Origin of the sequence: Streptomyces sp. SYP-A7185, assembly GCF_046103685.1 — a bacterium.
Taxonomy (GTDB): Bacteria; Actinomycetota; Actinomycetes; order Streptomycetales; family Streptomycetaceae; genus Streptomyces.
Window position 1 is genome coordinate 8,344,979 of record NZ_CP122310.1, and the last position, 12,505, is coordinate 8,357,483.

Here is a 12,505-nt window from a genome sequence, read left to right on the forward strand (position 1 = left end):
TGACCCCGATTCCTGAACACGGGTTATGCGGCTGGTGTCAGCGTAGTTGGTGTGAGGTGGAGGGCGTTTTCGAAGGCGATCGGTGATCGTTGCCCGAGGCGGGAGTGTCGGCGTCGGGTGTTGTAGCGGTGGAGCCACCGGAAGGCGTCGAGTCGCGCCTCACGCTCGTCTGCCCAGCCCTTTCGTCCCTGCAGGGTCTCGCGTTTGAAGGTCGCGTTGAAGGACTCGGCGAGGGCGTTGTCCGCGCTGGACCCGACCGCGCTCATGCTTCGCCGAACCCCTGCTGACCTGCAGGCTTCGGCGAAAATCCTGCTCGTGTACTGAGCTCCGTGGTCGGTGTGCATGATCGATCCGGCGAGACTGCCGCGGGTGCGGATCGCCGCGGCCAGGGCGTCGGTGACGAGGTCAGCGCGCATGTGGTCGGCAATCGCCCAGCCGGCCAGACGGCGTGATGCGAGGTCGATGACGGTCGCCAGGTAACAGAACTTCCCGCCCTCGATGGGCAGGTAAGTGATGTCGCCGACGTACTTCGTGTTCGGCCTGTCCGCGGTGAAGTCGCGGCCGATCAGGTCCGGCGCCTTGACCGCTGCCGGATCAGAGACGGTGGTGCGGTGCCTGCGGCGCAACCGGACCCCTTCGATCCCCGACGCTCGCATGATCCGGGCGACACGCTTGTGGTTGACCGACTCACCGTTCTCCTCGCGGAGCTCGGCGGTGATCCTCGGGGCTCCATAGGTGCCGTCCGATTCCTGGTGCACCGCCCGTATCCGGGCGGCCAGGCGGGCGTCGGCCATCTGCCGGGCGGCCCGGTCCGCAGCTGTCCGGCGCCAGTAGTAGAAGCTCGAGCGGCTGACGCCGAGAATGCTGCAGAGCCGCTTCACGCCGTGACGGCGCTGGAGGTCGGCGACACACTGGAAGCGGTTCACCAGCGCGTCTCCCCGGCGAAATACTTCGCCGCTTTGCGCAGGATCTCCCGTTCCTCCTCCAGCTCACGGACCTTCTTCCGCAAGGCGGCGTTCTCCGCCTCCAGCGGGGCCGGCGGCAGGGCCGGTTCCTGCGTCCGCCGTCCCCGGGGACGGCTCACCCCGGCTGCCCTCACCCAGTTCCGCAGGGTCTCCGGGTTGATCCCCAGATCGGCGGCGACCGACCTGATCGTCGCTTCCGGCCGCGACTCGTACAGCGCGACCGCGTCCGCCTTGAACTGCGGCGGGTAGTTCTTCATGACCACGAGATGTCCGTTCTCAGATCCGCAGGATCCAGTGTCTCGTGTGTTCAAGATCCGGGGTCAAGGCCCTTCTTCGCTGCCGTCAGGTAGCTCTCAGCGGACAGGACGTCAAAGTCCAGTGATCGCCCAGCATGGTCGAGTACACGCAGCAGCGCCTGCTCGACCCAGTGCGTGTATCGCTGCTGCGACTCCAGCATGGCCACCGCTTTGTGACCCAGGTCGAAGTCTTTCGGGAAGAGCCGTGTTACCTCCCGGTTCAGTCGCTGGACTCTGCGCTCCAAGTCCTGGTGGTTGTACTGCTGGTGGTCATCAATCAGTTCCCTCATGCTGCCGTCGAGGACCAGCGCCTCCAGCTGTACCGCAAAGGTCGAGAATGCCCATTGGCAGAAGATGATGTTGTGCGCGACCGAGTCCCGGTCTGGGTGTTCCTCGTCGAGCAGAGCCTGGGTGCGATCCAGGAGAATGATCAGCTCATCGATCCCGCCCCGGCTCTCTAGCCGGTCGCAGACCATCAAGAAGACCGTGCCCAAAGGGTGGAAGGAATGACGCTGTTGGTGCTTCTTGGACCGGTAGGGGCGGATGAGGCCCTCGCTTTCGAAGACTTCCCACCGGGCCTCGAACTCCTCAAGCCCGTAGGCAGGGGGGCCGTCCTGAGTGATCCACCCCCACACCTGTGCCTTCGTCGTGCCGCCGCGTGCGCCCCGTGCGGCAAACCCTGCCGCGATATCACGAGTCATCTGCACATGCAGTCGGTCAGTTACCGTGGCGCCGCTGTGCCGTGCGACAGCAGCCACGTATGTCCGTAAGTTGGTGGTCTGCTGCTCGCCGCTCAACCAGCGGCCCGACTCGTCCTCGCCGATATCGCTCATGGGACTCACCCTCGCCCTTGTATGAAGGGCCTCCTGCAGCATCGTCCTCGCTCCGCTGTTGACCCACCAGCTGTGGCCAAAGGCGCAAATGAATGTCAAGAATCAACTGACCCAGCTGTTTACGGCGCCTGCGAGGGCATCGGTGCCGACGGCCGCCTGCGGGCTGCATGGTGAGGACCAGCATTTCCGCAGCCGCCTCGTGTCTTCGAGCCGGGTCGCCTTGCCGTCGTAGAGCCTGACGGTCTCAGTGGTGAGAAGTCGAAGCCGGGGCCTTCCAGCTCCAGCGACAGGGCGCACTTCCAGTCGATCTGGCCTTTGACCTGCTCGGCAGCCAGCCAGCCGGTCTCACCTACGGGGCAGCCCGAGTGAGGAGATCAGCCGGGTTACCGGGTGCCCTCCAGGGGCTGCGGTGGTGTGTGTCCCCGGGTGTCAAGGTCGACACGGCAAGGTTGGGTTCCCGCGGCGCGTGGGCGAAGGGCGGTGCTAGGCGGGTGCGTAGCCAGGCGATGGGCCGGCTGATGGTGGCCAGTCAGCGCTAGACGGAGGTCCGCCGTGCTCGGGCTGGGGCTTCTTCAAATGAGGGCGGGGGAGCGCTAGGCGTCAGCCCGGTTGTACTCGGGCTCTCCGCTTCGGAGCACGCGGAGTAGGGAGGCGGTGACTACGCGCGTTCCACGGCTGATCTGGAGCACGCGGCACGGGAGCGGGTGGCCTGGCACCACGTCGCCGATCTGGCAAACATGCAGTTCAAGAAGGGTCCGACTCCCCAGAGTTGGACCCTTTGTCTTTTCCCGTGCTGGATAATCTGATCCCCCGCCACCTGTCATCACCCCTCGTCACCCGCACGGTGCTGGATACCGGCGAGGCCCCCGGAGGGTCCTGCGGCGGCACCTTTGGGGAAGGGTAATTGAGCACGGTCGAGCGGCCCATGCACATACCTTCTTCACGGCCCCAAAGTCGTTCGCGGAAACAAACCTCTGCCCACTCGGCGTTGACGATCTCTGAGCCGAGGAGGGGAAGGTGTCGGGCCTGAAGCTGTTCAACACAAAAGGCGGCGTGACCGAGGTCATGCCGCGTCTTGCTGATGTCGAGGCGGATGTGCAGAGCCTTGTCGAGGCGCACATGGAGACGTTGTTGGGCGTCCGGTTCCTGGCGGGCGAATACAGCACCGGACCGGTACACGGGGGCCGGATCGATTCGCTCGGCCTGGACGAGAACGGATCGCCGGTCATCGTCGAGTACAAGCGGGGCGTCGATGTCGGCGTCATCCACCAGGGCCTGTTCTACCTGGCGTGGCTGATGGACCACCGGGCCGAGTTCGAGCGCCTGGTCCGTGACCGGCTCGGAGCGGCGGCCACGTGCCAAGTCCTGTGGAGCGGGCCGCGCCTGATTTGCATCGCTGGTGACTTCACGCGCTACGACGTACACGCCGTGCGCGAGCACCGGCGCTCGATCGACCTGGTCCGCTACCGACTCTTCGGCAGTGACCTGCTCGGCCTGGAGACCGTGGCGTCCGTGAGCAGCGGCATGCAGGTGGCCCGTCGGAGGCGCCGCAAAGCGGTTGCGAGGGTGGCGGCTGACGTCCAGGGTGCGGCGATGGTGGAACTGGCGGGCGCGGTCGACGAGGTCCTGCTCGGGCTCGGGGACGGCGTGAACCGCGTGGAGCGCAAGCAGTACCGGGCGTATCAGCGGCTGCGGAACTTCGCCTGCCTGTGCCCGCCGCAGCGCAGCAAGCTGCTGGTCTACCTCAAGGTCGACCCGAGGAACGTCGACCTGGTACCGGGTTTCACCCGGGACGTGTCGGGTCTCGGTCACCACGGGACGGGTGATCTGGAGGTGCAGCTTCGTACGCCGAGGGACGTGGAGCGGGCGCACGATCTGTTCCGGGCGAGCTACGCGGCGGCGTGATCGCCTGCTGGTCTCTTGGCCATGGCCGCTTCGTGGCTGCTCTGTGGTCGTGAGGGTGATGCCTTTCGACGTGCGGGTGGGGCGTGGCGGTGGACTATCAATTGTGCGCGGGGTCGCCGGTTTGGCTAACCGGCGATCCCGCGCTATGTTCCCTCGCTCTTGCGTGCCGATGATCAGCGTGAGCGGCTGGCAGTCGCGTTGGCCGTGACCGTCGGGGTGGCCGCCGGGCTGGTGAGGAGGCTCGTTGTGTGTCCGGTGCCGGCGGTCTGAGGGCGGCGCAGGCCGGTGTCGAGGGCGAGGGTCTCGGAGAGGTCGGCCAGCAGCGAACTCGGGGTGTGCGGGGAGGCGGTGAGGGTCCAGGTGGGCCGGTCCGGGTCGGGGCCAGCCCAGACTGTCCAGGTGGACAGGTTCTGGCCCGGGTGGTGCTGGGCGGTGAAGGCGTCGAACTGGACGCCTGCGTCCCCGGCGGGGGCAGTCCAGCGGATCCAGCGCCCGTCCACGGTGTGCTTCCAGCTGGCGTCGGAGAGCGGCTGTGTGGCCGCGCTGACCATCTTCTCGTTCACGGGGGCGCCGATGGTGGTGTCCCAGCCGTCGCCGTCGGCGAGGTGGTTCAGCAGCTCCTCCAGTACCGGGGCGGGGGTGGCGGCGGTAGCGGTGAGGACCCACATGCGCTCGGAGACGGGGGTCTCGTAGGCGGCCACGGTCCACGCGGTCTCGTGGGCGGGGGCCTCGTGGACGCGTTCGATGCGCAGGGTCTGGGACTCGTGGATGGCGTGGGTCGTCTCGTCGGACCACGTCCGCCATCGCTCGAACTCGCCGTGCGATGTGAGGAAGGTGTCCAGGAGGGCGTCGTGGTCGTCGGCATCGGCTAGGTAGAGGGGGACGGTCTCTGGCTCCGGGTGGGAGGGTTCGGACTTGGCCGCGGTCACGTCGAAGACGGAACGGGCCTCGATGGCGGCGTGTTCGGTGTCGGTCAGGGGCGCCGGGCCGGGTCGCATCGCAGCCGCGTGGACCTTGTCGAAGGCGAGCAAGGCTTGGGCGGGTGAGTCGAAGGTGTCGGCGACCTGGCGCAGGTGGTCCTCGCCGTGAAGGTAGACGGACTTGCCGCCGGGGGTGAGATAGGTGCCGACCGCGACGGTGGTGTGCCCGTCGTGGGCGTGGGCGTGGATGAGGAGCTGGCCGTGGCGGATGTCGTCGTGGATCTTCTGGGCGTCGTTGGAGACCTCGCGGATCTCGCTGCGGCTGCACCAGGGCATCGGGTAGTTGGCCCAGGTCCACTCCTCGTCCATGGCCTCCTGGAGTTGAGGGGTGATCTCGATGGTGATTCCCTCGGCGGCCAGATGCTGGGCTGCGTCCTGCGCCCAGTAGGGCTCCTCATGGTCGATGCGAACCAGGACCAGGACGTTGTCGGCTACGACGGTCCAGTCGGCCGCCTCCAGACCTACGCGGGTGATGCGGGCCTGGGCGCCGGTCAGGGTGGCGGTCACGGCGCTGGAATGAGTGGGGTGGACGTCGAGGCGGACGCTGGCGTCGATGGGGTGTGTGGGTGTCACGGAGTGTCGCCTTCTTCTGCCGGTGGCCGGATCTTCGGGTCCGGCCACCGGCGTATGCGGGTCTATCGGGTGGCTCGCCCGGCACGGGTCGTGAGCGCGGCCGTGGTGGTCGGTGGACCGGCGCGTGCGGGGGGCGCGGGTCGCTGAGGTTGGGTGGGGGCCGGTTTGGTGGCGTGCTGCCAGCGGGTGCGGACGGCGGCGATGTCGGCGAGGGAGCGGCGGGCGCCGACGACGAGCTGGAAGGGGGTGTTGGCCGGGTCGGCGGCGTACGCCTCGATGCGCCGGCCAGCCTGATCGGCGGTGGCCAGGAGGGAGCGCTGCAGGGTGCGCTCGCCCCGGTACTCCAGGGAGCCGGTCGGTTCGGCCAGCAGGCAGAGCACGTCGCCGGGGTCACTTCCGGCGCCTAGAAGGCCGTGCTGTTGGGCCTCCCACAGCACGGTGACGGGGTCCACGGCCTCGCGGCGCCGCGCGAGGGCGGTCAGACACTGCCACAGGCCGGCGTGTAGCGGCAGGGTGAAGTCGTCGGGGAGCAGCCACGGGACGGTATCGATGTCTGTGGGGTGGGCGGTGGCGGTTGCGAGCAGCCACTGCTCCTCCTCGACCGCCTCCCTGCGGTCGGGCGTGACGGGCGGTGGGGCCGCGGTGCGGGGGAGCCCTCCGGCACGCGGGGGGAAGCGGCTGGCGATGTCGTCCACGAGGGCGCCGAGGGTTTCGGCCTCGGCGAGCACCGTCTGGACGGGGTGGGGGAGGGAGACATCGTGGACGATCTGGACGAGGTGTTCGGCGGCCCTCTGCAAGCGGCGGCGGGCGCACTCGGCCTCGATCATGCGCGCGTAGGCCGGTGCGTGCTGTGGCCAGGGGCAGATCTGGATAAGGGTGTGCAGGTAGGTGGCGGTCAGTCCGCGTGCCTGCTCACGTCCCGTGGCGAGCACTTGGTCGAGCCAGTTGGTGTTCGCCGCGTGCTCGGCTGGGTCGGGTGGCGGCAGGGTGCTGATCGCGGCGTACAGGGCGGTATGCACGGCGGTGGAGAAGGAGTCGGCGGCGATGCCGGTCACGTCGCCGAGGCGGTGTGGTTCGAGGAGGAGGGCGCCGAGGAGGGCTTGCTCGACGTGGAGCACGGGCTGCGGCGGCGCAATCGCGTCGAGGTGGTCTTCGTCGGGTTCGGGGGTGAGGGACATCAGGCGGCGAGGGTGAAGTCGTTGGGGTCGAGGGCGACGCCGAGGTGTGGGGCGAGGAGGTGGCCGGCCAGTAGCGGGGGCACGGCGTTGCCGATCTGGCCGAAGACCTGGCCTTTGTTGCCGGCCCAGGGGTAGTCGGCGGGAACGTCTGCAGGATGCCCGCCTCGCGGGCGGTGATCCGGATCGGCTCCGGCTCTGTCGGTGCGTCTGTGGATTCCGGGGGCGCCGAGGCTGGGTCGGCGACCCAGGTGCACTCGTTCGCGCGGTGTCCGAAGAAGAGCGTGGCCGCCGGCTCATGGATGGACCGGATGGTGGCGTTGACCTGGTTGTTGCTGCGCAGGGACCAGGCCCAGCGATGGGCCTCGGCGGTGGACGTCGGCGCCGGGGCGCTGGCATCGCGGTTCTCACGGGTGCGGTGCCGGGCCGCCCGTCCGGCTCCTTGGCGGCGGGACGATGGGGCTACTCCGTCCGGGCGGGGCATCCAGGTCCCGCGTGCCCGGGCGTCGGACAGCGTCTTGCGGGAGCCTGAGGGGAAGGGTTCGGGGCCGCCGCCGGGTCCGCCGCCGGCGCAGATGGTGGGGACGGGGCGGTCGGTAGCGCCCCATCCCAGGGCTTCGGCCATGCTGACCCAGCGGGCGCGGCCCGGCCCGAACAGCGATGGGTGCGGTTCCTGGCTCATACAAGCGGATGCTGTTGGTGATCTTCGCCGGGTCAGCTGGCGTGCGGGAGCGTGATGCCCTGACAGAGGCGTTGAAACTGGGTGAGTGGTCGTGGGGGCCCGGCGGGGGTGGTGCCCGGTGGGAACCAGTCGCTGAGGCGGATGATGTTGGTTCCGGCGGCGGTGAGGACGTGCTGGACATGCACTTTCGCCTGTCCGCGGTAGCGGCAGTGTCGTAGGCCGTGGGCGTGGACGGTCTCGGAGACGGTGGCCTCGCAGCCTGATCGGAGTGCGTAACGGGCGCGCCATTCAGGGGTTTCCTGGTCGGCGCGGGCCTTGTTCTGGACTTCCTGTAGTGGGCGCGGCATGAGGAGGAGGTGGCGTCCGCGGCCTCCGGTGTTGCCTGTGCAGGACAGTCGGTCCTCGCAGGTTCGGCAGGCAGCTCGGGGAAAGAGCACCGAGTGGCCCGGCTGGCCGTCGATCGCGGTGTCATTCCAGGGCGGGCTGGTCGCGCCGCGCGGGCAGGTCGCGGTGTGCTGGTCCCAGTCGATGTGGAAGTCCTTCTTGTCGAATCCGGGGCGGCGCAGGCGTGGAGAGCCCGGGCGGACCGGGCCGAGCACGGTGACGCCGTAGGCGGTGGTGGCTCGCAACATGGTCGCCGGGGTGACGTAGCCGGCATCGACCAAGTGCTCAGCGGGCAGCAGACACTGCCGCGCCAGCGCGTCATAGATCGGCTCCAGCATGGAGACGTCCTGTTCAGGGGCCGTCTGGGTGGCCACGTGGATGATGACGTTCGGCCTCTCGGCATCACAGGTCTCCGTCTGATGATCTTTGTATCCGATCCAGGCCGCCTTGCCGGGCCGGTGGGCGAAGCGGGCCTCGGCATCGTGCGGGGTGACGATCTCCGTGCTCGACCAGGGCACCCGTGCCGAGCCGATGCCGGGGCTGCCCTCGCCCGGACCGTCCAGGCGGCGCGGGGCACTGCGGCGGCTGAGCCGGTCATGGCTGTCCTTCGGACCACGCCAGCCCAACTGTCCGTCCGCGTCGCAGAAGTACTGCTGGACCCACACCTGCCGCAACACCTGCACCTGCGGGAGCATCCGCAGCCGGAGTGGGGCATCGTCACGATAGAGCGAGTGGAGCAGCCGCATGCCGTCCTTGCCGACCTGCAGCACATGGGCGGCCAACTTCTCCTTTGTCCTGGGCAGCCGGTCATAGCGGGCGGTGCGCCCGTAGCGTTCCGCCCACCCCGCGCTGACCAGCGGCGCAAGCCACTCGTCGTCCGCGGAGGCGAGTTCCTCCAGAGCAGCCCTCAGCGTCTCGGCGACCAGCTCCACCCGGTTCAACTTCCGCACTGCGGCCAGTACATGAGTGGAGTCGGTCCGCATCCGCCCGTGCCGCTTGACCAGGCCGGCCGCCACCAGATGGTCGACCATCACGGCCAGTAGCCGGTCCGCGCGGTCGCCCTGAGCCATCCGGTCCCGGAACTCGCTGAGCACCGAGAAATCGAAGCCGGGATCGTCCAACTCCATGCCCAGGCAGTATTTCCAGTCCAGGCGGCACCTCACCGCCTCGGCCGCCGCCCGGTCCGACAGGTTCTCCGCGTACTGCAGCACCGAGACCATAGGCAGACGGGCCGGAGACAGACCTCGCCGGCCATCGGCCGGATACCACTCCCCGAAGTCCGCGTCGGTGAACAGCTCGTCCAACCGATCCCGTACCCACATCGCCGCCGTGCCCCGCGGATTGCTGGCCCGAGCCATCCGTACCGTCAAGGCCGGGATCGCCCGGCCCGGTACCGAACCCATCGCCATCGCGGCCACCCCCACCGCTCGCTCTGCCCCGCTCAAACCAGAGCAGCACAACGACGCGGCCCGTGAACAGCAGACCGCATCGCTTCACCGACCGCAGCAAAGATCACCAACAGCATCCGCAAGCCAGAGCCACGTTCACGTGTACGCCGACACCAGGGAGGCCGCGGCGGAGCGGGCGTACGACGCCTCCGGCGGAAAACAACGGATTGCCCGCCCGATTCGCCCACCGGCCCTGACTTGTAGCGTCGCTGACGTTGTCCCGCGCCCGCGGCGAAACGCCGTGCGACGCATGACGAGAGGTCACCTCATGCCCACATCCGAAATCCTGCCCCACGCGCGCCACTACATCGACGGGCAGTGGCAGGACTCAGGCTCCCGCGGAGAGTCACGCAGCCCCGCGACCGACGGCCTGCTCGGCACCTTCGCCGACGGCGGTGCGCGGGAGGCGAGGGCCGCCGTGGCCGCGGCCCGAAGGGCCTTCGACTCCACCGCCTGGTCCCGCGACCGTCACCGGCGTGCGGCAGCGCTGCACGAACTGGCCGACCGGCTCGAGCAGCGCAAGGACGAACTGATCACCCTCCTGGCGCGGGAGAACGGGAAAGTGCTTTCTGAGGCGGCCATCGAAGTCGAAGGCACCATCCCCAAGCTCCACTACCACGCGGCGCTGGCCCTCACCGACCACGGCAGGGCCGGGGAAGTGCGGCCCGGCATGTACTCGATGACCCTGCGCGAAGCCGCGGGCGTCGCGGCGGTGATCGTGCCGTGGAACTCACCGGTCATCCTCTCGGCGCGATCCTTCGCACCCGCCCTGGCCGCCGGCTGCACCGTGGTCATGAAGATGCCGGCGCAGACCGGCCTGGTCAACGGAGTGCTGAGCGAGATCATCGCCGACACGCCGAGCCTGGACCCGGGCGTGTTCAACGTCTTCACCGAGAGCGGCAATACCGGGGCTCCGGAGCTGGTCTCCTCCACGGACGTCGACGTGATCAGCTACACCGGCTCCACCGCGGTCGGCCGCGTGATCATGGAACAGGCCGCCCCGACGCTGAAAACGCTGTCCATGGAGCTGGGCGGAAAGACGCCGATGCTCGTCTTCGACGACGCCGACCTGGACGCCGTCGTGCCCGTGCTCACCAAGGCCGTCACCATGTTCGCGGGCCAGTTCTGCATGACGGGCAGCCGGATACTGGTCCAGCGCAGCGTCGCCGACGAACTCCGGCGGCGGCTCGTCGCCGCCCTCGAAACGGTCCGGGTCGGGCCCGGCGACGACCCCGCCAGCGAGATGGGCGCCATGATCGACGAAGGAAACGCCCAACGGGTCGAACAGACCGTGGCCGCCGCGGCCGACTACGCCACCGTCCTCGTGCGGGGCAAGCGGGACCGGGCGCTCCTCGGCCCGTCCCTGATCGAGGTCGCCGACGTGTCCTCGCCGATCGTGCAGCGCGAAGTGTTCGGGCCGGTCGCCACCTTCGAGGTGTTCGACTCCGAGGCCGACGCCGTGGCGCGTGCCAACGCCACCGAGTTCGGCCTGGCCGCGAGCATCTGGACCCGTGATGTCGACCGCCCCCTGCGCGTCGGCCGCGAACTGCAGGCCGGGACCGTCTGGACCAACACCTGGGCCATGGTCCACGACCAGTTCGAGGAGGGCGGCTTCAAGCAGTCGGGAGTGGGCCGCCTGAACGGCATCCGCGGGATCGAGGAATTCCAGGAGACCAAGCACCTCGTGCATGTGGCACCGCAGCTCTGACAGCTCTCGACGGCGGAATGAGAATCGATGACCGAGACGGACGACGTCGGCCCGGCCGACGTCACCCTGCTGACCGCACGCGCTGTGGAACCCGGCTACGAGCAGGACTTCCGGGAGTGGTCCGGGCGGGTGACCGACACCGCCTCGGCGTTTCCCGGACACCTGGGGGACGGGTTGTTCCGGCCTGCCACGGCCGCCGGGCCATGGGTTCTGATCCACCGGTTCCGCGACCAGGAGTCCGCGCGGCACTGGACGACGTCACCTGAGCGTGCCGCACTGTTTGACCACTGCGAGGGCCACCATCAGAGCGAGGTGGCGCGTCGCGAACTCTCCGGAATGGAGACCCTGTTCACCACTGCGCACGACACGCCCACGACGGCGCCGCCTCGGTGGAAGATGGCGCTCGCCGCCTTCGCGGCCGTACTCCCGATCTCCCTAGTCGGCAACGGTCTTCTGGGGCCGGCGCTCCGTGCCTGGCCGCTTGTGGCGCGGGTGCTGATGCTCGCGCTGCTGTTCAGTACGTTGATGACGTATCTGATGATGCCGGCTGTGACCCTCGTCCTGCGCCGTTGGCTCTATGCCGCCACCTCGACCGCGCGCGAGGGACCGACGCGATGACGCGGCCCCCGGGCGGACCGCGCCGTCTTGCGGACCGGCTTTCAGCGGGACACTTCCATCGTCTGGCGCAGCAGGTCCAGGGCCTGGTCCACACCCTGGTCGGCCAGGTGGACGAAGTCGACGAAGACGTGGTCGACGTCCGTCTCATCTCCCATACGGGGAATGTCCGCGATCTCCGGCACGGTCGACTCGGTGGTGGGGTTGTTCCTCAGGATGGCGTCGATGCCGGCCGGGTCGCGGCCCTCGGCCTCGGCGAAGCGGCGGACTCCCCGCAGCGGCTGGTTGATCACGGCGGCGGGGTCCTCGGGTCCTGCGGCAGTGAGCGCTTTCCAACCTCATGTTGACGCGTGGTAGAGGACGAGGACGGCCTTCACCACGTCGGTGATCCGATTGGTGCTGCAGCGGAGTTTCCGCAGAAGGCGCCAGCCCTTCGGGGTGGCCATGGCCTGCTCGCCAACGCAAGGGCGGGCGAGGCCCACAGCAGCCATCCGAACGGGTCGGTGAGAACCTGAACGTTCATGCCGTGGCGCTTGTGCTTCCCGGAGTAGTACGGGGTGCCGGCGGCGATGCGGTCGATCGGCAGCAGGGTGCCGTCAAGGATGACGAACGCCTTCCCCTGGATCGTCTCCATCGCTTCGGTCAGGGTCGGTGCGAGGGCTGCCAGCAGGTCGACGGCCTCGCGTATCTAGCGGTAGACGGTCGCGATCCCGATGCCGAACCCGGCGGCGTGCCGGGCGTAGGTGTCGCCGCACCGCAGGTGGGCAAGGGCGAGCAGGGCCTGCGGTGCTGTGGGAAGTCGCCTCCAGCGGGTCCCGATCTCCCGTCGCCTCACTGCCAGTTGCCCGGTCAGGAACCGCAGGCTGCGGTTGGACAGATCAATCGAGGACGGGGTAGACAAGCACGCGAAGCTCCTGGCAGACACGGGTGATCTTGGTCGA

General features: G+C 68.8%; 9 protein-coding genes and 2 pseudogenes. 3 read left to right on the forward strand and 8 right to left on the reverse strand.

Annotated elements, in window-relative coordinates; genetic code table 11:
• Positions 1-23 precede the first annotated feature (23 nt).
• Positions 24-1,228 (reverse strand): IS3 family transposase gene (locus QBL25_RS36425; protein ID WP_409054872.1). Its coding sequence is split into 2 segments (ribosomal slippage): positions 24-937 and positions 937-1,228, totalling 1,206 coding nucleotides; the frame shifts between segments, so codons are not numbered across the junction.
• A 44-nt stretch (positions 1,229-1,272) separates the two neighbouring features.
• Entirely contained in the window at positions 1,273-2,094 is an 822-nt protein-coding gene (locus QBL25_RS36430; RefSeq protein WP_409061216.1) for a hypothetical protein, read from the reverse strand.
• A gap of 1,017 nt (positions 2,095-3,111) precedes the next feature.
• Here QBL25_RS36430 and QBL25_RS36435 point away from each other — a divergent pair.
• On the forward strand, positions 3,112-3,999 hold the full coding sequence (locus QBL25_RS36435) for a DUF5655 domain-containing protein (protein WP_409061217.1): 888 nt from the start codon (positions 3,112-3,114) through the stop codon (positions 3,997-3,999).
• Between the two features lie 173 nt (positions 4,000-4,172).
• Here the strand turns inward: QBL25_RS36435 and QBL25_RS36440 are convergent, their stop codons facing one another.
• The 4 genes and pseudogenes from QBL25_RS36440 to QBL25_RS36455 form a co-directional block, all read right to left on the reverse strand.
• A complete protein-coding gene (locus QBL25_RS36440) occupies positions 4,173-5,552 on the reverse strand; it encodes a DUF317 domain-containing protein (RefSeq protein ID WP_409061218.1) in 1,380 nt (459 codons plus the stop codon).
• 62 nt (positions 5,553-5,614) lie between these two features.
• Positions 5,615-6,730 (reverse strand): DnaB-like helicase N-terminal domain-containing protein, encoded by a 1,116-nt coding sequence (locus tag QBL25_RS36445; RefSeq protein WP_409061219.1) that lies wholly within the window; start codon positions 6,728-6,730, stop codon positions 5,615-5,617.
• Positions 6,730-7,400: pseudogene (locus tag QBL25_RS36450) on the reverse strand (DNA cytosine methyltransferase); the annotation flags it as partial. The pseudogene QBL25_RS36450 and the gene QBL25_RS36445, both read right to left, overlap by 1 nt.
• A 41-nt stretch (positions 7,401-7,441) precedes the next feature.
• On the reverse strand, positions 7,442-9,202 hold the full coding sequence (locus QBL25_RS36455; protein ID WP_409061220.1) for an IS1182 family transposase: 1,761 nt from the start codon (positions 9,200-9,202) through the stop codon (positions 7,442-7,444).
• Positions 9,203-9,509: 307 nt separating this feature from the next.
• Here QBL25_RS36455 and QBL25_RS36460 point away from each other — a divergent pair, with 307 nt between their 5' ends.
• Both QBL25_RS36460 and QBL25_RS36465 read left to right on the forward strand, forming a co-directional pair.
• Complete coding sequence (locus QBL25_RS36460) at positions 9,510-10,949, forward strand: aldehyde dehydrogenase family protein (RefSeq protein WP_409061221.1); 1,440 nt, start codon at positions 9,510-9,512, stop codon at positions 10,947-10,949.
• Between the two features lie 27 nt (positions 10,950-10,976).
• Positions 10,977-11,567: an antibiotic biosynthesis monooxygenase gene (locus QBL25_RS36465; protein WP_409061222.1), complete on the forward strand. Its 591-nt coding sequence runs from the start codon at positions 10,977-10,979 to the stop codon at positions 11,565-11,567.
• A gap of 41 nt (positions 11,568-11,608) precedes the next feature.
• Here the strand turns inward: QBL25_RS36465 and QBL25_RS36470 are convergent, their stop codons facing one another.
• Positions 11,609-11,857, reverse strand: a complete 249-nt coding sequence (locus QBL25_RS36470) for a hypothetical protein (RefSeq protein WP_409061223.1) — start codon at positions 11,855-11,857, stop codon at positions 11,609-11,611.
• 45 nt (positions 11,858-11,902) lie between these two features.
• A pseudogene (locus QBL25_RS36475) lies at positions 11,903-12,465 on the reverse strand (transposase family protein).
• Between the last annotated feature and the right edge of the window lie 40 nt (positions 12,466-12,505).

What these genes read in the sequence shown, in the direction of transcription:
- QBL25_RS36430 (WP_409061216.1), bottom strand. Translation starts at nt 2,094, where the DNA reads ATGAGCGATATCGGCGAGGACGAGTCGGGCCGCTGGTTGAGCGGCGAG.
- QBL25_RS36445 (WP_409061219.1), bottom strand. Translation starts at nt 6,730, where the DNA reads ATGTCCCTCACCCCCGAACCCGACGAAGACCACCTCGACGCGATTGCG.
- QBL25_RS36455 (WP_409061220.1), bottom strand. Translation starts at nt 9,202, where the DNA reads ATGGCGATGGGTTCGGTACCGGGCCGGGCGATCCCGGCCTTGACGGTA.
- QBL25_RS36460 (WP_409061221.1), top strand. Translation starts at nt 9,510, where the DNA reads ATGCCCACATCCGAAATCCTGCCCCACGCGCGCCACTACATCGACGGG.
- QBL25_RS36465 (WP_409061222.1), top strand. Translation starts at nt 10,977, where the DNA reads ATGACCGAGACGGACGACGTCGGCCCGGCCGACGTCACCCTGCTGACC.